We start from the raw sequence: 20228 nt of genomic DNA on the forward strand, positions 1-20228 counted from the left end.
TTAGAGTTTAATAATCTTCTTCACTCATCTCGACAACGCATTTTCCGTCTACCTCACGGTTGACGACCGCATCCAGGGCATCCACGAAGCGATGCAGCGGGAAGCGGGCGCCGATCTCGGGCTTGACGAGACCCTTCGCATAAAGATCGAGAACACCGGCCGCCATCTCATCGAGAGCATCGATATGTTCCCGCCGGTTCCCGCCCGGCGACCAGCCGAAGAAATGGCCAAGGTTGAAGCCCATCGCGGACGCGTTTTTCAGCAGCAGCGTATTGGCCGCGATATTCGGGATCGTGCCGCAGGCATAGCCGATGGTCAGCAGCCGTCCTTCCCAGGCGAGGGAGCGGATGGACTGGATCGTCACATCGCCGCCGATGCTGTCATAGACGACATCGACGCCGCGACCGTCGGTGAATTTCATCACCCGCTCGCGAAAGTCTTCCTGCCGGTGATCGATGACATAATCTGCGCCATGGCGGCGGGCCGTCTCGCAATGCTTTTCCCCGCCGGCGACGGCAATCACTGTCGCGCCGAGAGCCTTGCCGATCTCGACTGCGGCCATGCCGACCGCCCCGGCAGCGCCATGAACCAGTAATGTCTCGCCACTTTGCAGCTTGGCTCGGCGCACCAGCGCTCCGTAGGAGGTGTTGTAGGAGGTGATGATCGCCGAGCCGACGGCAAAATCCATATCCTTCGGTATTTTCAGGCAGGCGACATCCTCGATCCGGCAGAACCCGGCGGCGCCGCCGTGATTGACGCTGCACATGACATGATCGCCGACGGCAACGCGACTTACATTCTCGCCGACCGCATGGACGATACCGGCGGTTTCCGTCGAGGGGATGTAGGGAAGGGGCGCCTTGCGCTGGTATTTTCCGGCGATGTTGAGGGTGGCCGCGAAGCTGACCCCGGCCGCCTTGTTACGGACGACGACTTCACCGGGGCCGGGCTCCGGAACGGGAAGGGTTTCGAGCTTCGCAACGTCTTTGTAGTTGCCGAATTCATGGATGACGATAGCACGCATGTCACGTTGATCCTGACTTGTTATTGTTAATAGGCGGGCCTTAGAATAGAGAACCCGACGCCAATTACAAGTCTTTGATTTACATGAACTATCGTCCGAGCCGGAGCTCGCGGAAAATTTCCATCATGGCGCTGTTGACGCCGGGATTGCTGGCGAGGATGTCGCCTTTTTCGAGCATTTTCTCGCCGCCGTCGATTTGTGAGACGAGGGCACCCGCCTCGCGGGCGATGATGATGCCCGCGGCGATATCCCATTCCTGCAGATCGCGCTCCCAGAAGCCGTCGTAGCGGGCGGCGGCGACGTAGCAGAGGTCGAGGGACGCGGCGCCGTAGCGGCGCACCCCGGCGGAGACTTCCATGAACCGCTCCAGCTCTTTCAGAAACCTGCCATGGTCCTTCTTGCCCATGAAGGGAATGCCGGTCGCGAAAATGCTGTCGGCCATGCGGGTCCGGCTGGAGACACGCAGGCGGCGGGTGTTGACATAGGCGCCACCGCCTTTTTCCGCCCAGAACATCTCGTCCTTGACCGGGTCCAGCACCATCCCCGCCGTGATTTCCTTGCCCGTTTTGATGGCGATGGAAATCGCGAAATGGGGGAGGCCGTGAAGAAAATTCGTGGTGCCGTCGAGGGGGTCGATCACCCAGTAATGTTCCCCATCCTTCGCCGGTATATTCTCACCTTCCTCGGTGATGAAGCCGTAATCTGGGCGGAGCCGGGCGAGTTCCTCGCGCAGGGTCGCCTCGCAGGTGAGGTCGGCTTGCGTGACGAAATCCGCCGGTCCCTTGCGGGAGACCTGCAAATGCTCAACTTCGTTGAAATCGCGCAGGAGCTTGCGGGCCGCCTTGCGGGCGGAAAGTTCCATTGCATTGATGTCAGCAGATTTTCGCGCCATGATGCTGTTTTACTCTTGATCTGGAAACGGGGATTCAGGCGGGGGGTTTACTCCGCCCGCTTGAGATACTCGGATGTTTCCGTGTTGACAACGATTTTCTCGCCGCTGCCGCAGAAAGGCGGCACCATGACCCGTATTCCATTTTCCAGGATCGCCGGTTTATAGGAGGAGGCAGCCGTCTGTCCCTTCACCGTCGGTTCGGTATCCGTGATTTCCAGGACGACCTGTTCGGGCAGGATCACGGTCAGCGGGCTGTCCTCGTGAAACTCGATCTCGACATCCATGCCGTCCTGCAGAAAGGCGGCGCGCTCGCCGACCATGTCTTTCGCGATGGAGACCTGCTCATAGGTGCTGGTATCCATGAAGGTCAGCAGCTCTCCGTCTTCATAGAGGAACTGGTGCGGCTTCTGCTCAAGGCGGACTTTCTCGACCGATTCAGAGGACCGGAAACGCTCGTTCAGCTTGCTTCCGTCGCGCAGGTTCTTCAGTTCGACCTGAAGATAGGCGCCGCCCTTGCCCGGCTGCGTATGCTGGATCTTGACGGCGACCCAGAGGCCGCCCTTATGTTCGACGACGTTGCCGGGCCGAATGGCATTTCCGTTAATTTTCATGTTTCATCTTCGCTTCTGTCAAAAAAATCTGGCCGGAACCTATCAGGTTGTCATGACCTTATCAATCACGCGATTAAAGGCGGCGACGGCCTCTTTCGGGCCGTCCTTGTAGCCCCAGACGCCATTGCCGACGGCGAGAAAATCGGCGCCGCTTTGCAAGATCGTTTCCGCATTCTCGACGGTGATGCCGCCGATGGCGACGGAGGGCACCGTCGTTGTATTGGCCCACCATTCCAGAATTTCCGGGTCCGCCTTGGTCGTATTGGCCTTGGTGGAGGAGGGGAAGAAGGCGCCGAAGGCCACGTAATCCGCGCCCATCTCGCCGCCTTCCATCGCGAGATGGCGGGAATTCTTGCAGGTGACGCCGATAATCGCGTCGGGCCCGAGCAGCGCGCGGGCTTGCCTATAGGGCATATCCTCGGCACCGACATGCACGCCATCAACTTTGAGTTCCTTGGCGAGATCAACATCGTCGTTGAGGAGAAAGGCGACATTCGCCGCCTCGGCAATCGGGAAAAGACGCTTGGTCGCTTTGATAATCTCTTCTTTCGGACGGTCTTTCAGGCGCAGCTGGAAACAGGCGATATCGCCGCCTGAGAGCGCCGCGCGAAAGTCGGCCTCAAAGGAATCAAGATCAATGACGGCGGGTGATATCAGGTAGAGACGGGGACGCTCCCGTTCTTCTTGAGGCGCTGTCCCCATTTGAATTCGAACCCTTACTCTTCCATATCCGCGCTATAACCACCGTCGCGCGCGGCGCTGGTGAGTTTTGCGCGGTGGAGGAAGGCTTTCTGGGCCGCCTCGATATTCTCCGGCTTGCCCTGCCAGGTGCTGAGCGCGGAGGCCTGCAGCGCGCGACCGAAGGAATAGCTGATCTCCCACGGATAGCTGCCCATCTGGTTCATGGCGTTGAGATGTTCCGTCGCCTGCTGCTCGCTCTGGCCGCCGGAGAGGAAGACGATGCCCGGCACGGCGGCGGGGACCGTCTGCTCGAAGCAATAGAGGGTCTTGGTGGCGACTTCGTCGATGCCTGCCTGTTCGGGGCAGTCCTTGCCCGAGACGACCATATTGGGTTTCAGCAGCATCTGCTCCAGCACGACGCGCTGTTTGTAGAGCTCGTCAAAGACGGTTTTCAGCGTCGTCTCCGTGACCGCATAACATTCGTCGATATTGTGATCGCCATCCATCAACACTTCCGGCTCGACAATCGGCACGATGTTGGCTTCCTGACAGAGCGCCGCGTAGCGGGCGAGGGCATGGGCGTTGGTGTCGATACAATACTGACTGGGGGCGCCGTCGCCGATGGAGATGACAGCGCGCCATTTGGCGAAGCGGGCACCGAGCCTGTGATATTCATTGAGCCGGTCGCGCAGGCCGTCAAGCCCTTCGGTCACCAGTTCCCCTTCGGAAAAGGCGAGGGGCTTCGCGCCCGTATCGACCTTGATGCCGGGGATGATGCCCTGGCTCTTGATAAGTTCGGTCAGCGGCGTGCCGTTCTTCGCCTGCTGGCGGATGGTTTCATCATAGAGGATGACGCCGCTGATATAATCACCTGCACCCTCGCTCGAGAGCAACAGCTCGCGATAGTCGCGGCGGGTTTCCTCGGTACTCGGGGTGTTGATGGTCTCCAGACGCTTCTTGATCGTGCCGGTACTTTCATCGGCGGCGAGAATGCCCTTGCTCGGCGCGACCAGCGCCTTCGCAATATCTTCAAGGTCCATGTCATCCATTTTAATCGTCTCCCGTAGTTTGGCCCGATCAGCGGGCAAGTGCGGCGACCCCCGGCAATGTCTTGCCTTCCATCCATTCAAGAAAGGCGCCGCCTGCCGTTGAGATATAGGTGAAGCCGTCGGCAACCCCGGCTTTTGCGAGCGCCGAGACCGTATCGCCGCCACCGGCAACGGAAATCAGCTCGCCGGCTTTCGTCAGCTTCTCGGCCGCTTTCGCGACGGTGACCGTACCCTCATCGAATGGCTCGATCTCGAAGGCACCGAAAGGGCCGTTCCAGATCAGCGTCTTGACCATGGCAAGCCGTGCTTTCAGGAGCGTCACCGTATCCGGCCCGATATCGAGGATCATTTCATCCTCCTCGACGCTATCAAGCTTGCCAGCGCGGTTTTCCGCCCCTGCCTTGAATTCCTTCGCCAGGACGACATCGGCGGGCAGGAGAACCTCGCAGCCGACTTTCTCCGCCTTTTCGAGGATTTCCACCGCGGTATCGGCGAGGTCATGCTCGCAGAGCGAGGCGCCGACATTAATTCCTTGCGCATTCAGGAAGGTGTTGGCCATGCCGCCGCCGATCACCAGAATATCGACCTTTTCGATCAGGTTGAACAGCAGGTCGAGCTTGCTGGAGATCTTGGCGCCGCCGACAACCGCCATCACGGGCCGTTCCGGCTTTTCGAGCGCCTTGGTGAGCGCGGTCAGTTCCGCTTCCATATTGCGGCCCGCATAGGCCGGCAACAGATGGGCAATCGCCTCGGTCGAGGCATGGGCCCGGTGGGAGCATGAAAAGGCGTCATTCACATAGAGATCGCCCGCGGCGGCGAGGTCTTTCGCAAAATCCGCGTCGTTCTTCTCCTCGCCCGCGTGATAGCGGACATTCTCGGCGAGCAGGATATCGCCCGCCTTGGCATCTTTGAGCGCCTTTTGCACAGGCTCCCCGATGCAGTCCTCGATAAAGGTGACGGGCTTGCCGATATGATCCGACAGTCCCTCGGCAATCGGACGGAGAGACATTTCCGGCACGGCCTTGCCTTTGGGCCGGCCGAAATGGCTGAGCAGCAGGACGATCGCCCCCTTGTCGGCAAGTTGGTCCAGAGTGGGCCGGATCCGGTCAATGCGGGTGAAATCGGCAATCCTGCCATTTTCCACCGGCACGTTCAGATCGACCCGCACCAGAACGGTCTTGCCGCTGGCATCCAGATCATCAAGGGTCTTGAAATCGACCATACGTCTCGTCTCCGTCCGTTACTTCTTCTTGCTTCCTACTTCGCGTTCGCCATCGCGATAGCCGTGTCGCTCATGCGGTTGGAGAAGCCCCACTCGTTGTCATACCAACTCAGAACACGGACGAAGGTTCCGTCGATCACCTGTGTCTGGGTCAGATCGAAAGTCGAGGACGCCGGGCTGTGGTTGAAGTCGATGGAGACGACCGGATCGCTGTTGGCGTCGAGCACCCCTTTCAGGCGGCCGTTCGCGGCCTCGGTGATGGCGGCGTTGATCTCGTCCTTGGTGGTCGCGCGGCCGGCGACGAAGGTCAGGTCGATCATCGAGACATTCGGTGTCGGAACCCGGACCGAGGTGCCATCGAGCTTGCCGGCGAGTTCCGGCAGCACCAGGCCGACAGCCTTGGCGGCGCCGGTGGAAGTCGGGATCATGGACATACCGGCGGCGCGGGCGCGGCGCAGGTCGGAATGCAGGGTATCGAGCACCGGCTGGTCGCCTGTAAAGGCATGTACAGTCGTCATGAAACCATGAACGAGGCCGACGCTTTCATTGAGCACCTGCGCGACCGGGGCCAGGCAGTTGGTGGTGCAGGACGCGTTGGAAACGACCGTATGGTCCTTCGTCAGCTTGTCATGATTGACGCCATACACGACGGTCAGGTCGACATCGGTGCCGGGGGCGGAGATGAGGACCTTTTTCGCGCCTGCCTCCAGATGCTTGGCGGCGGCGTCGCGCTTGGTGAAGATGCCTGTGCATTCAAAGGCGATATCGACATTGAGGGCGCCCCAGGGCAGGTCGGCCGGGTTGCGTTCCGCGGTGACCTTGATCGGGCCGCGGCCGAGGTCGATGGTGTCGCCGTCAACCTTTACCGTGCCGGGATAGCGGCCATGCACACTGTCATACTTCAGAAGATGGGCGTTGGCTTCGACCGAGCCCAGGTCGTTGATGCCGACAACTTCAATATCCGTACGGCCCGATTCATAAATCGCCCGCAGGATATTCCGTCCAATCCGTCCAAATCCGTTAATTGCTACACGAACAGTCATTTTCTTCTACTCCTGATTACCGGGGTCCCGTGACCGCCGGCCGTTATCGACCCAATTAAAGCCTGTCTTTTGCCGCGGCGACGATGGCCTCGGCGGTAATGCCAAAATGTTCATAGAGTTTGTCCGCAGGCGCGGACGCACCGAAACTGTTAATGCCGACAAAGCCGCCGTCCGGACCGGTGAATTTTTCCCAGCCCATATCGCAACCTGCCTCGACGGCAATGCGCACAGTATCAGGACAAAGTGTTTCTTTTTTGTAAGCATCGTCCTGTTTTGCAAATAATTCCCAGGCGGGGACTGAAACGACGCGGGTTCCGATGCCTTCGGCCTCCAGCATTTTCTGTGCTTTCAGCGCAATGGAGACTTCGGAGCCGGAGGCGAACAGGCTGACTTTCGTCTCCAGGTTCGATCCCGCCAGCTCATAGGCGCCCCTGGCACAGAGATTGTCCGCCGTATGGGTCTTGCGGACCAGCTCCAGTCCCTGACGGCTGAGCGACAGGATCGACGGGGTCTTGGTCGCCTGCAACGCCAGCAGCCAGCATTCCGCCGTCTCCACCGCGTCCGCCGGACGGAAGACATTAAGGTTCGGCATCGCCCGGAGGGCGGCCAGATGCTCGACCGGCTGATGGGTCGGACCGTCTTCGCCAAGACCGATGGAATCATGGGTCATTACATAGATCACCCGCTGCTCCATCAGGGCGGAGAGGCGGATGGCCGGGCGGGCGTAGTCGGTGAACACCATGAAAGTGCCGCCATAGGGAATGAAGCCGCGGTGCAGCGCCATGCCGTTCATGATCGCGGCCATGCCGAATTCGCGCACGCCGTAATATATATACCGGCCGGAGAAATCTTCCGGCGTGATCGGCTCCAGCTGTGATGTCAGCGTCAGATTGGAGCCTGTCAGGTCGGCGGAACCGCCAACGGTGCAGGTGATCTTGTCATTGATGACCTTGAGCGCCTCCTGACTGGATTTGCGGGTTGCCCAGCCAGGGGCCTCCTCGCTCAGGCGGCGCTTGTAATCGATAATTGCGTCCTCAAGCTCCGGCGGCAGGTTTCCGGCGATAGCGGTCTTGAAGGTTGCCTGTACATCTTCGGGCTGCGCCTTGAAGGACTTTTCCCAGGCGGCGGAGAGGCGGGCGCCCTTGGTGCCGACGCAACGCCATTTATCAAGGATCGTGTTCGGGATTTCGAAAGGCGCGTGGGGCCAACCCAGCTCGGTCCGGGCGAGGGCAATTTCATCATCGCCAAGCGGTGCGCCATGGGCGCCGGAGGTGCCCTGCTTGTTCGGGGCGCCGAAACCGATAGTGGTGCGGCAGGCGATCATCGACGGCTTGCTGCTTTTCTGCGCCGCCTTGATGGCGGCTTCGATCTCTTCGGCGTCATGGCCGTTGACCGCATGCACGTCCCAGCCCGCGGCCTCGAACCGTTTTTCCTGATCATCAGAGACTGCAAGCTCGGTCGCGCCGTCGATGCTGATGGAGTTGTCGTCCCATAGCACGATCAGCTTGCCAAGGCCGAGGTGGCCGGCAAAGGAAATGGCCTCATGGCTGATGCCTTCCATCAGGCAGCCGTCGCCGGCGATCACATAGGTATGGTGATCGACGATGTCCTTGAAGCGCGCCGCCTGCATCTTTTCCGAGAGCGCCATGCCGACAGCCATGGCCAGGCCCTGGCCGAGCGGACCGGTCGTCGTCTCGATCCCGTCTGCATGGCCGAATTCCGGATGACCGGCGGTTTTCGCGCCGAGCTGGCGGAAATTCTTGATCTCCCCCAGTGTCATGTCCTTGTAGCCGGTGAGATAGAGCAGGGAATAGAGCAGCATCGATCCGTGACCGGCGGACAGCACGAAGCGGTCGCGGTCGGCCCAGTTTGGTTTGGCCGGATCGAACTTCAGGAATTTGGAGAACAGGACCGTGGCGACATCGGCCATGCCCATCGGCATGCCCGGATGCCCTGAATTCGCGGCCTGGACCGCGTCCATCGAGAGGGCGCGAATGGCATTCGCCATATCGTTATGTTCGCTTGAGTTTGTTGACGACTTAAGCCCGATTTTATTCATACTTGGCTCATCTCCATCCACCAGAAAATCCGTTCATATCGTCAGCGGTGCCAGTTGCGGCAAGGTGCCGAGCGATCACACGGGATGTGCTTTCAGATTGCTGGTGCCCGTCTTCGGGTTGGTTTCAAAATGTCTCCAGTTTGCCGGGTCAGTCCGGATATGGGTAGCTCTCCCTGAGAAGGCGCGACGGTCTCCGGAATTGCCGGTCAAAAAGGCATTCGCTACGGAATCGGGGGGAAGATGCCGCCCAATTCGCACCACGTCAACCGCTTAGTTCACGGAAACAGCGGGAATTGTGGAAAAAGTGAGGCAACCAATTAGGTTGACGAGCATTACGGCATGATCGTATTGTCAAAGGTGAGGGATTTCCGGTAACTGACCATAAACAGTGTGGAATGGACTGATGGGGAACGAGCAGAACAGCGAATCGAGAATTGACGCCGCGATTGCCCGGCTGGAAAAGGCTGCCGCAGGCGCCCTCCAGAACCGCAATAACGCGGCGGAGGTGGCCGTTGGCTCCGATCTGGCGGCGGAAAATGCAGCACTGAAAGCCGAGCTGGAGGCGTTGCGCGGGAAATATGAGGCGCTGAAACGCAAGACGCAGACCGTCTCCGGCCGCCTCGACAACTCCATCGACCAGCTCAGCATGCTATTGGAGCAGTAGAAATGGGATCACTGACAGTCAAGGTAAACGGCCGCTCCTATCCTATCGTCTGTGGCGACGGGGAGGAACAGCATCTGGAATATCTGGCGGAATTCGTCGATAAAAAAGTGCAGGACCTGACGGAATCGATCGGCAACGCGAGCGAGGGGCAGCTGCTGATGATGGCGTCCCTGCTGATCGCCGATGACCTGTCGCAGGCCTATGAGACCATCGAGAAGCTGCGCGAGGATGCGGAGGGGGGCGATAACAGCGCCTCCGAGGAGGCCTGGGCAGAAAAAATCGAGGCTATTGCACAAAAGCTTGAAAACGCTTAAATGAGCTGTGCTGCACTGGCTTGTGCGTTAGACGAATGATATCCTGGGGCCAATAACGAAATCCTGGGAGCTGATCCCTGACTGGACCGTGGTCCTATCATACCGGCGCCCACCTGACTTGTCAGGCCACAGAGATTTCCACGCGTCGACGGCTATGTTGGTGCAGCATTTTCTTTTTTACCGACGATTGATGATAATCCGTTCGTGACCTTGTCCCTCTCCCAGCAGAAGCAGATCCAGCGCGACGCGGCCTTCGCGGCCCGGGCGAAGATGGAGACGGGCGACGTCGGCGATCGGGCGGCGGCGCAATTCCTGGGCGCATTTCCGACGCTGGCGGGGGAGACGGTCTCCCTCTACTGGCCGCTCGGCAGTGAGCTTGATACAAGGCCGCTGCTTCATGCGCTGCATGAGCGTGGGGTCAATTGCGCGCTTCCCGTCGTCGAGAAGAAGGATCATCCGCTCGCCTTCCGCCGGTGGGAGCCGGACACGGTGCTGGAGCCCGGCGCCTTCAAGGTGCTGGTCCCGGCGACCTCCGCGCCCTATGTCACGCCGACGCTGGTGATCACACCGATGCTTGCCTTTGACGCCGCGGGCTATAGACTGGGCTACGGCGGCGGATTTTACGACCGCACCCTGGAGAAACTGAAACGGGAGGGGGCATGCGTGGCGATTGGCTATGCCTATGCGGCGCAGGAGGTGGCGAAAGTCGTCACCGACCGCTATGACCATCGGCTCGACTGGGTTGTGACTGAGCAGTATGTTAGGAAGATAGTTTGAGAATCCTGTATTTTGGGGATGTGGTGGGCCGGTCGGGCCGGGAAGTTCTCATCGAGAGGCTGCCGGAAATCCGCAAGCGGCTGTCGACGGATTTCGTCGTCGTCAATGGCGAGAACGCGGCGGGCGGCTTCGGCATCACCGAGAAAATCGCCGCCGAGTTCTATGATGCCGGGGCGGACTGCATCGTCCTTGGCAATCACAGCTTCGACCAGAAGGAGATCATGCCCTATCTGGAGAAGGACGTGCGCATGATCCGCCCGCTCAACTATCCGAAGGATACGCCGGGGCGCGGCGCAAGCGCGTTCAAGACCCGCCGCGGCAAGAGCATCCTGGTCATGCAGGTGATGGCACGGCTGTTCATGGACCCGCTCGATGATCCCTTTGCCGCCGTCGATAAACTGCTCGCCGGAAATCCTTTAAACAAAAAGTATGACGCAATCCTCGTCGATATTCATGGTGAGATCACCTCCGAGAAGATGACCATGGGGCATTATTGCGACGGTCGCGTCTCCATGGTGGTCGGCAGCCATACCCATATCCCGACGGCGGACGCGCAGATCTTCCCGGGCGGCACCGCCTACCAGACCGATGCCGGGATGTGCGGCGACTATAATTCGGTGATCGGCATGGACACGGAGGAACCGCTGCGCCGTTTTGTCCGGAAAATCCCCGGCGGACGGTTCACCCCGGCGCTTGGCCCCGGAACGGCCTGTGGTATTTTCGTAGAAACGGATGACAAAACCGGCCTTGCGAAATATATTTCGCCGCTCCGGGTCGGCGGCCGTCTGATGGAGCAGTGGCCCGTAATCGATTAACCATAAGCGGCGATGCAAAAAGGACGTGCCTCTTGGCGGAGGATCGGTTACAAACGGCGGAACATCGAACATCGTAAACAACAGTATCAGGACCAAGAGATCAAGACATGGCGGGACATTCCCAATTCAAGAACATCATGCACCGAAAGGGTGCGCAGGATAAAAAGCGGGCCAAGATCTTCGCCAAGCATATCCGCGAACTGACCGTGGCGGCGAAGTCCGGCCTGCCGGACCCGGCCATGAACCCGCGCCTGCGCGGCGCGATCTCCGCTGCCCGTAGCGACAATATGCCCAATGACAATATCGACCGGGCGATCAAGCGCGCCTCCGGCGAGGGGAACGCGGAGACCTATGAGGAAATCCGCTATGAAGGCTATGGTCCCGGCGGCGTTGCCATCATTGTCGAGGCATTGACCGATAACCGCAACCGCACTGCCGCCGATGTCCGCGCCGCTTTCGCCAAGGCTGGCGGCACGATGGGCGAGACGGGCTCCGTTTCCTTCATGTTCGACCGCATCGGCCAGGTTATCTTTTCAGCGGAGAATATCGACGCCGATGAGATGTTCGAGGCGGCGCTGGAAGCTGGCGCGGAGAATGTCGAAAGCGATACGCAGATTCATGACGTTTCTTGCGCGATGGAGGATTTCAACGACGTGCGCGACGCGCTGGAGGAGAAATTCGGTTCCCCGCAGGAAGCGGGCGTTGTCTGGAAGCCGCAGAACACCATCCCGGTGGAGACGGAAGACCTGGCCAATTCCCTGTTCAAGCTGGTGGATGTGCTGGAAGACAATGACGATGTGCAGAAGGTTTCGGCCAATTTTGACATTCCCGAAGAAATTATGGAGAAACTGGACGGATAACTCTTACAAAGGGTAGTAGTTTTATTATGCGTTTACTGGGGCTGGATCCGGGGCTTCGCCACACCGGCTGGGGGATCATCGAGGCAGAGGGCAATTCCCTTCGCCATCTGGCCAATGGCGCGATTTCCTCCGACGGCACGCTGGACCTGTCGCAGCGTCTGGTGCAACTCCATGACGGCATTGCGAAAGTCATCGCCGACTGGCAGCCGGTTGAGGCCGCGGTCGAGGAAACCTTCGTCAACAAGAACCCGGTCTCGACCCTGAAACTCGGCCAGGCGCGCGGTATTTCCCTGCTGGTCCCGGCGCTGCACGGCCTGCGGGTCGAAGAATACGCCCCCAACAAGATCAAGAAATCGGTGGTCGGTGCGGGCCATGCCGGGAAGCAACAGATCCACGCCATGGTCGGCATGCTGCTGCCCGGCTGCGAGATCGCCAATGAACATGCGGCGGATGCGCTCGCCGTTGCCATCTGCCATGCCCATTATGCGGGCAGCCGGCGCAACCTTGGAAAAGCCACCATGATGGCGGGACGGGCAGGATGATCGCGAAGCTGACCGGAAAGCTCGATAGCATTGGCGAAGACTGGATCGTCATCGATGTCGGCGGCGTCGGCTATCTCGTCTTCTGTTCCGGCCGCACGCTCCGCAACCTGCCGGAAGCGGGGGGGATCGTCAGCCTTCATATCGAAACCCATGTGCGCGAGGATCACATTCATCTCTACGGCTTTGACGGCGTGGCGGAGCGGGCCTGGTTCCTGCTGCTGCAGACCGTGCAGGGGGTCGGCGCGCGAGTCGCCCTCGGTATCCTCTCTCTCTATGCCGGGGATGAGCTGACGCAGATCGTCGCCGCCCAGGACAAGACGGCGCTTACCCGTGTGTCCGGCGTCGGGCCCAAGGTCGCGGGCCGGATCACGGCGGAGTTGAAGGACAAGGTCGCGAAAATGGACCTTGGCCCCGTCGCCTTTAATGCCGAGATCAGCGCCACCGCGCCGAAACCGGCGCAGGGCGCCGCCGGAGATGCGGTCTCGGCGCTGGTCAATCTTGGCTATGGCCGGGCGGACGCCTTCGGGGCCGTGGCCGCCGCCGCGCGTGCCCTTGGCCCTGATGCCACCGTTGAAGCCCTGATCACCGCCGGACTGAAGGAGCTTGCCGCATGAGTGACGACAGGCTTGTCAGCGCCGCCGCCAGCGGTCAGGACGATATCGAGACCCAGTTCCGCCCGCAGGTGCTTGACGATTTCATCGGCCAGAAACAGGTCCGCGAGAATTTGAGCGTCTTCATCCAGGCGGCGAAGTCGCGCGGCGAAGCCCTTGATCATGTAATGTTTTTCGGACCGCCCGGTCTTGGCAAGACGACCCTGTCGCAGATTGTCGCGCGGGAGCTCGGGGTGAATTTCCGCGCCACCGCCGGACCGGTCATCACCAAGGCGGGCGATCTCGCGGCGCTGCTCACCAATCTTGAGAAAAACGACGTTCTGTTCATTGACGAGATTCATCGCCTGAGCCCGGCGGTGGAGGAAATTCTCTATCCGGCGATGGAGGATTTCCATCTCGACCTGATCATCGGGGAGGGACCGGCGGCCCGCTCCGTACGCATTGATCTGCCGCCGTTCACACTGGTCGGTGCGACGACGCGCTCGGGCCTGATCACGACGCCGCTGCGCGAGCGCTTCGGTATTCCGCTTAGGATGAATTTCTATGAGCCGGACGAGTTGAAACTGATCGTCGCCCGCGGCGCCCGCGTCCTCGGTGTGAATTTGACGGAAGATGGCGCCATTGAGATTGCCCGCCGCAGCCGGGGCACGCCCCGCGTCGCCGGACGGCTGCTGCGTCGGGTCCGGGATTTCGCGGCCGTGGCCGGGTCCGACCTTGTCGATGCGGTCAAGGCCGATGCGGCGCTCAACCGGCTGGAAGTGGACAAGCGCGGACTGGACAGTATGGACCGGCGCTATCTCGGGCGGATCGCCCATGATTTCGGCGGCGGCCCGGTCGGGGTGGAAACGCTCTCGGCGGCGCTCTCCGAGCCGCGCGACGCGATCGAGGATATTATCGAGCCCTATCTGATCCAGCAGGGCTTTCTGCAGCGGACCCCGCGCGGGCGGTTGCTGACAAAGGCCGCCTTTGACCATCTCGGCCTCGCCTTTCCGAAGGCGGTCAGCGAGCAGCTGTCACTGATCGAGGAAGAGAAGCCCGATGACTGACCCCAGAATGCTCGGCCGGTTCGAAAGCGGTGCCGACGGGACGCGGCATATCTTTCCGCTGTCCGTCTACTGGGAGGATACGGATGCGGGCGGTATTGTATATTACGCGAACTATCTTAAGTTCACCGAACGGGCGCGCACGGACATGTTGCGCGGACTGGCCATCAACCAGCAGGCGATGATGGTGGAGGAGGGGGCGAATTTCGTCGTCCGGGCCTGCGAAATCGAATATCTCCGTCCGGCGCGGATGGAGGATGAACTGGAAGTCGTCACGACGGTGACGGATTTGCGGGGCGCGTCCCTGCATATGCGGCAGGATATCAACCGCGGCGAGGAACGTCTGGTGGAAACGAAAGTGCGGGTCGCCTGCCTGGATACGGAAGGGCGGCCGCAGCGTCTTTCTTCTGCCATAAATGAAAAGTTTAATGCGATATTGGGCAATTCGGCTTTGCGAGCGAAGACTTTAGCCAGGGAAGAGTAAATGGAAAACGATGCAATTGTGGTCTCCCAGATGGGGGGCGAGGCTCATGATTTATCGATGATCGGCCTGTTTGTGCAGGCGGATATTGTTGTGCAGATCGTCATGATCGTGCTGATTTTGGCGTCCTTCTGGAGTTGGGCGATTATTATCGACAAGATTATCCGCTTCCGGCGGATCACGGCCGATGCGGACGATTTCGAGAATGAATTCTGGTCCGGCGGCAATCTGGAGGACCTGCATCGCCGCGTCGGATCCAATCCCGACAATCCGCTGGCCATGCTGTTTGCCGCCGCGATGAAGGAATGGTCCCGCTCGACCGAGAGGGGACTTGGCAAGCATACCCATACCGGATTGCAGGCGCGCATCCATCAGGTGATGCGGGTGACCATCGACCGCGAGGTGGAACGGCTGGAGAAATATCTCGGCTTCCTTGCGACGGTTGGCTCGACGGCGACCTTTCTCGGCCTGTTCGGCACGGTCTGGGGTATCATGAACAGCTTCCAGTCGATCGCCGCCACCAAAGACACCAGCCTCGCCGTTGTCGCGCCGGGTATCGCGGAGGCGCTGTTCGCCACCGCCCTCGGCCTTGTTGCGGCCATTCCGGCGGTTGTCGCCTATAACAAATTCTCCAACGATCTGCAGCGGATCATTACGCGGCTGGAAGGATTTGCCGGAGAATTCTCCGCCATCCTCTCGCGCCAGCTCGATCAGGACGACTGATATGGATGCGAATAACTACAAAGCCTTTACCGGCAAGGGCCGCCGCCGCCGTCATACCCAGATGTCGGAAATCAACGTGACGCCCTTTGTCGATGTGATGCTGGTGTTGCTGATCGTGTTCATGGTGACGGCACCGCTGCTCACCGTCGGTGTCCCGCTGGAGCTGCCCAATACCAAGGCGGCGACGGTGCAGGGCAATGACGAGCCGCTGGTCATCAGTGTCGATGGCGAGGGACGGCTGTTCCTTGAGGATGTGGAGGTCATGCTGGAAAATCTGGTGCCGAAGCTTCAGGCCGTCACCGGCGCCAAGCAGGACCAGCGCATTTTCGTGCGCGGCGATACCAATGTGAATTACGGTCGTGTTCTCGAGGTCATGGGCGAAATCCATGACGCCGGGTTCAAGCGCGTCGCCATGGTGTCCGCCGGACCCGGAAGCGCGCGGCCCAAAGCGACAAACGACAGTAACCAGTAAGGGGTCCTCCGACCGATGAGAGTCTCTGCCCTAGCTTCGGCCGTTCTGCATCTGCTGATCCTTGTGGTCATGTATACGGGCCTGCCGTTGTTCACGGACCCGAAGCTGTTCGAGCCGCCGGTGATTATCGAGGTGGAGATCGTCGATGTGGCGGAGATAACCAACCTGCCCAAACCGGCACCGGAGCCCGAGAAGGAGAAGGAGCCCGAACCCGCGCCGAAGCCGGAACCGGCGCCGAAGCCGGAGCCGAAACCCGAGCCGGCGCCTGCGCCCGAGCCAAAGCCAGAGCCCGAGCCCGCGCCGGAACCGGCCCCCGAACCGGAACCGGCGCCGGCACCTGAGCCCGAACCTGAACCTGCGCCCGAACCAAAGCCTGAGGTAGCACCGAAACCCGTGCCCGTGCCGAAGGTGAAGCCGCAGCCGAAACCGCAGCCCAAGCCGGAACCGAAGCCGGAACCGAAGCCGGAACCCAAGCCGGAGCCGAAAAAGCCCGAGCCTAAGAAACCGGCGTTCGATGTCAATCAGCTGAAGGCGCTGCTGGACAAGAAGAAGAAGGAGCAGGCGGCAAACTCCCCGGAAACGGCTGACATAAAAAAGCCCAATTCTGCTGAAAAAGTGCCGAATTCGTCGACCAAGGCAATGGATGCGTCCCTGCCGATGACGATCAGTGAGCTTGACGCGCTGAAACAACAGGTGCAACGATGCTGGAACGTGCCGACGGGCGCGGTAAATGCGGAGGATCTGGTCGTTTCGATTGAAGTCAGGCTAAATCAGGACGGGTCATTGAACGGTAACCCGAGAATTGTTAATGAGGGCTCTTACAAGAGCGATTTCCACCGCATCGCCGCGGAAAGTGCGAAGCGCGCTGTAATCCTCTGCGGCCCCTATAGACTGCCGGCGGATAAATATGAGCGCTGGCGCGAGATTACGATGAACTTCGACCCCAAGGATATGTTCACACAATGAGAAGAGTAGAAATGCGTAAAATCCGGCTTTACAGCGTGATGATGGCGGCTTTTGCTGCCAGCCTGTTCGCCGCGAGCCTGGCCCGGGCCGAGCTTGTCATCGATATCACCCAGGGCAATATCGAGCCGATGCCGATCGCGGTCACGGACTTCTATGCCGACAATGAGGCGACGGCGAAAATCGGGCGGCAGATGGCGGAAGTGATCCGCGCCGACCTGGAACGCTCGGGCCTGTTCGTCAATATCGACCCGCGCGCCTATCTCCAGCAGCCGAAAGACCTGCAGGTGACACCGGTGTTCGCCAACTGGCGGAAGATTGCTGCGCAGGCGCTGTCCACCGGTCTGGTGCGGGCGCTGGGCGATGGCCAGATCAATGTGCAGTTCCGTTTGTGGGATGTCTTTGCGGAACAGCATCTGACCGGCATTCAATATACCACCCCGCCGTCGAACTGGCGGCTGACCGCGCATCTGATCGCCGATCAGATATATAAGCGGCTGACCGGGGAGGATGGGTATTTCTCCACCCGTGTCGTCTATGTTTCGGAGAGCGGCCCGGCGGACCGGCGTGTGAAGCGCCTCGCCGTCATGGATCAGGACGGGGAAAACCACCAGTTCCTGACCACCGGCAACGAGCTGGTGCTGACGCCGCGCTATTCACCGACGCAGCAGGTGCTGACCTATCTCTCCTATTTCAACGACAAGCCGCGGGTGTATCTCTACAACCTCGATACCGGGCAACAGGAAATCCTCGGCGAGTTTCCGGGCATGACCTTTGCGCCGCGCTTCTCGCCCTCTGGTAACCAGGTGGTGATGAGCATGGCCCGGGACGGCAACTCTGAAATATATTTGATGGACCTCCGGACCCGGGAGATGAAGCGCCTGACCAATCATCCGGGCATCGATACGGCGCCGTCCTTTTCGCCGGACGGCACGCAAATCGCCTTTGAATCGGACCGCGGCGGGCGTCAGCAGATATATGTTATGAACGCAGACGGCTCAAATGTGCAACGAATTAGCTTCGGTAGTGGCAATTATGGCACACCTGTATGGTCCCCCCGCGGCGACCTGATTGCCTTCACAAAACTGACCGGTGGGCAGTTTTCCATCGGCGTTATGCGCACAGACGGCTCACAAGAGCGGATTTTGACCGAAGGCTTCCATAATGAAGGGCCTACCTGGGCTCCGAACGGTCGTGTTTTGATGTTTTTCCGTCAAATACCGGGAAAAAATGATGGCACGGGCGATAAAGTTCGCTTGTGGTCCATTGACCTAACAGGATATAACGAACGGGAGGTAATCACGCCAGGCGACGGGTCAGATCCGGCGTGGTCGCCACCGTATAACTTGAATAGATGACAGCAAACTATTATAGTTTACGGGATTAACATATTCGGGGGACCATCTTTTACAGTTTCTCATTGATACATAGTATCCTTGTGTGACGTGAGATACCCAAAGTTCAGAGATTTCCAGAGGATGGGAGTTAAGTAAATGCGGCTCAATCTAGGCCTTAAGACTTTAAGTATTTTCACAGCTTTGCTGCTGGTCGCAGCTTGTGAAACGGCACCTACGGAAACCGGCGACAGCTCAGGTGGAGGCGCGGCTACCCAGACGGGCGGATCCGGTTCCACGACAACTGTTGTAACGGAATCCACAACAACCACGGTACAGCCGGGCAGCCAGGAAGACCTGGTTCTGAATGTCGGCGACCGTGTTTTCTTCGGTTTCGATGAATACAGCCTGAGCAACGAAGCACAGGCAACATTGCAGCGTCAGGCCGCCTGGTTGAAAGCCAACCCGACGGTTACCCTTCTCGTCGAAGGCAACTGTGATGAGCGCGGCACCCGTGAATACAACCTTGCCCTCGGCGAACGCCGGGCAACGGCCGTCAAGAACTACCTTGTAACCCTGGGTATTTCTCCGGACCGTCTGTCCACGATTTCCTACGGCAAGGAACGTCCGGTCGCACTCGGTCATAACGAGGCTGCCTGGGCCCAGAACCGCCGTTCGGTTTCGGTTGTAAACTAATCGCAACCCAAACGATCCGACGCTCGCTGCCGTGCTAACTGGGTTAGTGACGACGGCGGGCGTTTTTTTTGAGCAGGGGGCCTGTATCGGGGCCGGGCCGACTTGCGCTGGCCATAAAAATGCCAATATTTCAAACAAGCTTGTTAGGCTGTAACAGGACCCGAAGGCGCGAGGAAAGGGCGTATCGCTGATGATTTGGAATGTTTCAAGGATGGAAACCGGGAAATCACGACGTCCCGCCGGGGCGACGCTTCTCACCGGCTTTCTGATGCTGGCAATCGCCCAGTTCGCCGCGCCGGGGCTGGCAAGCGCCCAGAGCAACAGCGAGGTCAGGGCCCTTGTCGACCGGATCAACCGGCTGGAACAGGATATCACTGACATGCAGCGGCAGGTCTTTACCGGCACCGCACCGGCACCGCGCCCGGCCGCCCCGAGCAGCCCGTCCACTTTGCCATCCGGTTCCGGCGGTGACATCAGCCAGAACGGCCTCAACCTCCTGCTCCAGCGCATCAGTGCCCTGGAAGACGAGCAGCGCCGCCTGACCGGCGCGCAGGAAGAGGCGTCCTTCAAGATCAACCAGATGACCACCCGCCTCGACAAGCTGGTGAAAGACGTGGATTTCCGCCTGACCGATATCGAACGCCGTCTCGGCTCGTCCGGCTCCGCGCCCGATGCCATGTCCGGCAGTTTGGGGGCTCCGGCACCGCTTCCGGGAACCGGCACGACATTGGGCTCCGGCAGCTCTGCGGGCAGCAACGCTTCCAGCAGTGAGCCGGTCGTCGTTGGCGGGGACAGCCTGCCGTCGGGCAGCCAGGTTCTCGGCACCCTTCCGGCAAATTCGAATACGACGACCTCCAACACCTCGACCTCCGGCGGATCTTCCGCGTTACCTGCGGGTGGATCGAGCGGATCATCAACAACCGTGGCTTCGGCGCCGAGCGGCGGCGGCCTGCCGGATGGCTCCGTGTCCGATCAGTATAACTACGCCATCTCCCTCGTACGGGAGGATCGTTATGACGAGGCGGAGCGGGCCTTTACCGAGTTCCTCTCGCGCCACAAGGATAGCAATCTCGCGGGCAATGCCCAGTACTGGCTGGGCGAGACCTATTACGTTCGCGGCGATTTCCCCAATGCCGCCTCCGCCTTTTTTGACGGATATCAGAATTATCCCGACAGCTCCAAGGCGGCGGATAACCTGTTGAAGCTGGCCATGACCCTCGGCCAGATGGACCAGAAGGAAGAGGCCTGCGCCACTTTTGCGCAGATGGACAAGCAGTTCAGCCAGGTTCCCCCAAGACTGAGACAGACCGCGGATCGGGAAAAGCAGAAGCTCGGTTGCGCCAGCTGATGTA

23 protein-coding genes and 1 other RNA gene are annotated in these 20228 nt (G+C 60.0%); 16 read left to right on the forward strand and 8 right to left on the reverse strand.

Going from position 1 to position 20228, the window contains the following annotated elements:
• Positions 1-7: 7 nt before the first annotated feature.
• The 8 genes from AAC599_RS04730 to tkt form a co-directional block, all read right to left on the reverse strand.
• Complete coding sequence (locus AAC599_RS04730) at positions 8-1024, reverse strand: NADPH:quinone oxidoreductase family protein (RefSeq protein WP_340149254.1); 1017 nt, start codon at positions 1022-1024, stop codon at positions 8-10.
• Between the two features lie 88 nt (positions 1025-1112).
• Positions 1113-1916 carry an inositol monophosphatase family protein gene (locus AAC599_RS04735; RefSeq protein WP_340149255.1) on the reverse strand — a complete coding sequence of 268 codons (804 nt, stop codon included), beginning with the start codon at positions 1914-1916 and terminating at the stop codon, positions 1113-1115.
• A 47-nt stretch (positions 1917-1963) separates the two neighbouring features.
• Positions 1964-2527: an elongation factor P gene (gene efp / locus AAC599_RS04740; protein WP_340149256.1), complete on the reverse strand. Its 564-nt coding sequence runs from the start codon at positions 2525-2527 to the stop codon at positions 1964-1966.
• Between the two features lie 42 nt (positions 2528-2569).
• Positions 2570-3229, reverse strand: a complete 660-nt coding sequence (gene thiE / locus AAC599_RS04745; protein WP_340149257.1) for a thiamine phosphate synthase — start codon at positions 3227-3229, stop codon at positions 2570-2572.
• A gap of 14 nt (positions 3230-3243) precedes the next feature.
• Positions 3244-4257 (reverse strand): class I fructose-bisphosphate aldolase, encoded by a 1014-nt coding sequence (locus AAC599_RS04750; RefSeq protein WP_340149258.1) that lies wholly within the window; start codon positions 4255-4257, stop codon positions 3244-3246.
• Positions 4258-4285: 28 nt separating this feature from the next.
• Entirely contained in the window at positions 4286-5479 is a 1194-nt protein-coding gene (locus AAC599_RS04755) for a phosphoglycerate kinase (protein WP_340149259.1), read from the reverse strand.
• Between the two features lie 35 nt (positions 5480-5514).
• Positions 5515-6522 (reverse strand): type I glyceraldehyde-3-phosphate dehydrogenase, encoded by a 1008-nt coding sequence (gene gap / locus AAC599_RS04760; protein WP_340149260.1) that lies wholly within the window; start codon positions 6520-6522, stop codon positions 5515-5517.
• A gap of 55 nt (positions 6523-6577) precedes the next feature.
• Positions 6578-8581 (reverse strand): transketolase, encoded by a 2004-nt coding sequence (gene tkt, locus AAC599_RS04765; RefSeq protein ID WP_340149261.1) that lies wholly within the window; start codon positions 8579-8581, stop codon positions 6578-6580.
• Positions 8582-8984: 403 nt separating this feature from the next.
• Here tkt and AAC599_RS04770 point away from each other — a divergent pair, with 403 nt between their 5' ends.
• From AAC599_RS04770 to ybgF, 16 genes are all read left to right on the forward strand, one after another.
• A complete protein-coding gene (locus AAC599_RS04770; RefSeq protein WP_340149262.1) occupies positions 8985-9245 on the forward strand; it encodes a hypothetical protein in 261 nt (86 codons plus the stop codon).
• A 2-nt stretch (positions 9246-9247) separates the two neighbouring features.
• Complete coding sequence (locus AAC599_RS04775; protein WP_340149263.1) at positions 9248-9559, forward strand: cell division protein ZapA; 312 nt, start codon at positions 9248-9250, stop codon at positions 9557-9559.
• 9 nt (positions 9560-9568) lie between these two features.
• A non-coding RNA gene (gene ssrS / locus AAC599_RS04780) (6S RNA) lies at positions 9569-9727 on the forward strand.
• 36 nt (positions 9728-9763) lie between these two features.
• Positions 9764-10336 carry a 5-formyltetrahydrofolate cyclo-ligase gene (locus tag AAC599_RS04785; protein WP_340149264.1) on the forward strand — a complete coding sequence of 191 codons (573 nt, stop codon included), beginning with the start codon at positions 9764-9766 and terminating at the stop codon, positions 10334-10336.
• Positions 10333-11151, forward strand: a complete 819-nt coding sequence (locus AAC599_RS04790) for a TIGR00282 family metallophosphoesterase (RefSeq protein WP_340149265.1) — start codon at positions 10333-10335, stop codon at positions 11149-11151. Before AAC599_RS04785 ends, AAC599_RS04790 begins: the two co-directional genes overlap by 4 nt.
• A 107-nt stretch (positions 11152-11258) precedes the next feature.
• The gene (locus tag AAC599_RS04795) at positions 11259-12011 is read left to right on the forward strand and encodes a YebC/PmpR family DNA-binding transcriptional regulator (RefSeq protein ID WP_340149266.1); all 753 of its coding nucleotides are present in this window, start codon (positions 11259-11261) and stop codon (positions 12009-12011) included.
• 26 nt (positions 12012-12037) lie between these two features.
• A complete protein-coding gene (gene ruvC / locus AAC599_RS04800; RefSeq protein WP_340149267.1) occupies positions 12038-12553 on the forward strand; it encodes a crossover junction endodeoxyribonuclease RuvC in 516 nt (171 codons plus the stop codon).
• On the forward strand, positions 12550-13167 hold the full coding sequence (ruvA, locus tag AAC599_RS04805; protein ID WP_340149268.1) for a Holliday junction branch migration protein RuvA: 618 nt from the start codon (positions 12550-12552) through the stop codon (positions 13165-13167). The genes ruvC and ruvA overlap by 4 nt, the downstream gene beginning before the upstream one ends.
• Entirely contained in the window at positions 13164-14210 is a 1047-nt protein-coding gene (gene ruvB / locus AAC599_RS04810; RefSeq protein ID WP_340149269.1) for a Holliday junction branch migration DNA helicase RuvB, read from the forward strand. The genes ruvA and ruvB overlap by 4 nt, the downstream gene beginning before the upstream one ends.
• Positions 14203-14691, forward strand: coding sequence for a tol-pal system-associated acyl-CoA thioesterase (gene ybgC / locus AAC599_RS04815; protein ID WP_340149270.1), 489 nt, complete (start codon positions 14203-14205; stop codon positions 14689-14691). The genes ruvB and ybgC overlap by 8 nt, the downstream gene beginning before the upstream one ends.
• Positions 14692-15411, forward strand: a complete 720-nt coding sequence (gene tolQ / locus AAC599_RS04820) for a protein TolQ (protein ID WP_340149271.1) — start codon at positions 14692-14694, stop codon at positions 15409-15411.
• Position 15412: 1 nt separating this feature from the next.
• The gene (gene tolR / locus AAC599_RS04825; RefSeq protein ID WP_340149272.1) at positions 15413-15883 is read left to right on the forward strand and encodes a protein TolR; all 471 of its coding nucleotides are present in this window, start codon (positions 15413-15415) and stop codon (positions 15881-15883) included.
• A gap of 15 nt (positions 15884-15898) precedes the next feature.
• Positions 15899-16849: a cell envelope integrity protein TolA gene (locus AAC599_RS04830; RefSeq protein WP_340149273.1), complete on the forward strand. Its 951-nt coding sequence runs from the start codon at positions 15899-15901 to the stop codon at positions 16847-16849.
• Positions 16846-18204 carry a Tol-Pal system beta propeller repeat protein TolB gene (tolB, locus tag AAC599_RS04835; protein WP_340149274.1) on the forward strand — a complete coding sequence of 453 codons (1359 nt, stop codon included), beginning with the start codon at positions 16846-16848 and terminating at the stop codon, positions 18202-18204. The genes AAC599_RS04830 and tolB overlap by 4 nt, the downstream gene beginning before the upstream one ends.
• A 135-nt stretch (positions 18205-18339) precedes the next feature.
• Complete coding sequence (gene pal, locus AAC599_RS04840) at positions 18340-18876, forward strand: peptidoglycan-associated lipoprotein Pal (RefSeq protein WP_340149275.1); 537 nt, start codon at positions 18340-18342, stop codon at positions 18874-18876.
• Positions 18877-19066: 190 nt separating this feature from the next.
• Positions 19067-20224 carry a tol-pal system protein YbgF gene (gene ybgF / locus AAC599_RS04845; RefSeq protein ID WP_340149276.1) on the forward strand — a complete coding sequence of 386 codons (1158 nt, stop codon included), beginning with the start codon at positions 19067-19069 and terminating at the stop codon, positions 20222-20224.
• The last annotated feature ends 4 nt before the right edge of the window (positions 20225-20228 follow it).

This window comes from uncultured Sneathiella sp. (assembly GCF_963976355.1).
Lineage (GTDB): Bacteria > Pseudomonadota > Alphaproteobacteria > Sneathiellales > Sneathiellaceae > Sneathiella.

What these genes read in the sequence shown, in the direction of transcription:
- AAC599_RS04755 (WP_340149259.1), bottom strand. Translation starts at nt 5,479, where the DNA reads ATGGTCGATTTCAAGACCCTTGATGATCTGGATGCCAGCGGCAAGACC.
- AAC599_RS04730 (WP_340149254.1), bottom strand. Translation starts at nt 1,024, where the DNA reads ATGCGTGCTATCGTCATCCATGAATTCGGCAACTACAAAGACGTTGCG.
- pal (WP_340149275.1), top strand. Translation starts at nt 18,340, where the DNA reads ATGCGGCTCAATCTAGGCCTTAAGACTTTAAGTATTTTCACAGCTTTG.
- ybgC (WP_340149270.1), top strand. Translation starts at nt 14,203, where the DNA reads ATGACTGACCCCAGAATGCTCGGCCGGTTCGAAAGCGGTGCCGACGGG.
- AAC599_RS04770 (WP_340149262.1), top strand. Translation starts at nt 8,985, where the DNA reads ATGGGGAACGAGCAGAACAGCGAATCGAGAATTGACGCCGCGATTGCC.
- AAC599_RS04775 (WP_340149263.1), top strand. Translation starts at nt 9,248, where the DNA reads ATGGGATCACTGACAGTCAAGGTAAACGGCCGCTCCTATCCTATCGTC.
- tolR (WP_340149272.1), top strand. Translation starts at nt 15,413, where the DNA reads ATGGATGCGAATAACTACAAAGCCTTTACCGGCAAGGGCCGCCGCCGC.
- AAC599_RS04830 (WP_340149273.1), top strand. Translation starts at nt 15,899, where the DNA reads ATGAGAGTCTCTGCCCTAGCTTCGGCCGTTCTGCATCTGCTGATCCTT.
- tkt (WP_340149261.1), bottom strand. Translation starts at nt 8,581, where the DNA reads ATGAATAAAATCGGGCTTAAGTCGTCAACAAACTCAAGCGAACATAAC.
- efp (WP_340149256.1), bottom strand. Translation starts at nt 2,527, where the DNA reads ATGAAAATTAACGGAAATGCCATTCGGCCCGGCAACGTCGTCGAACAT.
- AAC599_RS04735 (WP_340149255.1), bottom strand. Translation starts at nt 1,916, where the DNA reads ATGGCGCGAAAATCTGCTGACATCAATGCAATGGAACTTTCCGCCCGC.
- ybgF (WP_340149276.1), top strand. Translation starts at nt 19,067, where the DNA reads ATGATTTGGAATGTTTCAAGGATGGAAACCGGGAAATCACGACGTCCC.
- tolQ (WP_340149271.1), top strand. Translation starts at nt 14,692, where the DNA reads ATGGAAAACGATGCAATTGTGGTCTCCCAGATGGGGGGCGAGGCTCAT.
- AAC599_RS04750 (WP_340149258.1), bottom strand. Translation starts at nt 4,257, where the DNA reads ATGGATGACATGGACCTTGAAGATATTGCGAAGGCGCTGGTCGCGCCG.
- ruvA (WP_340149268.1), top strand. Translation starts at nt 12,550, where the DNA reads ATGATCGCGAAGCTGACCGGAAAGCTCGATAGCATTGGCGAAGACTGG.
- AAC599_RS04795 (WP_340149266.1), top strand. Translation starts at nt 11,259, where the DNA reads ATGGCGGGACATTCCCAATTCAAGAACATCATGCACCGAAAGGGTGCG.
- ruvC (WP_340149267.1), top strand. Translation starts at nt 12,038, where the DNA reads ATGCGTTTACTGGGGCTGGATCCGGGGCTTCGCCACACCGGCTGGGGG.
- tolB (WP_340149274.1), top strand. Translation starts at nt 16,846, where the DNA reads ATGAGAAGAGTAGAAATGCGTAAAATCCGGCTTTACAGCGTGATGATG.
- gap (WP_340149260.1), bottom strand. Translation starts at nt 6,522, where the DNA reads ATGACTGTTCGTGTAGCAATTAACGGATTTGGACGGATTGGACGGAAT.
- thiE (WP_340149257.1), bottom strand. Translation starts at nt 3,229, where the DNA reads ATGGGGACAGCGCCTCAAGAAGAACGGGAGCGTCCCCGTCTCTACCTG.
- ruvB (WP_340149269.1), top strand. Translation starts at nt 13,164, where the DNA reads ATGAGTGACGACAGGCTTGTCAGCGCCGCCGCCAGCGGTCAGGACGAT.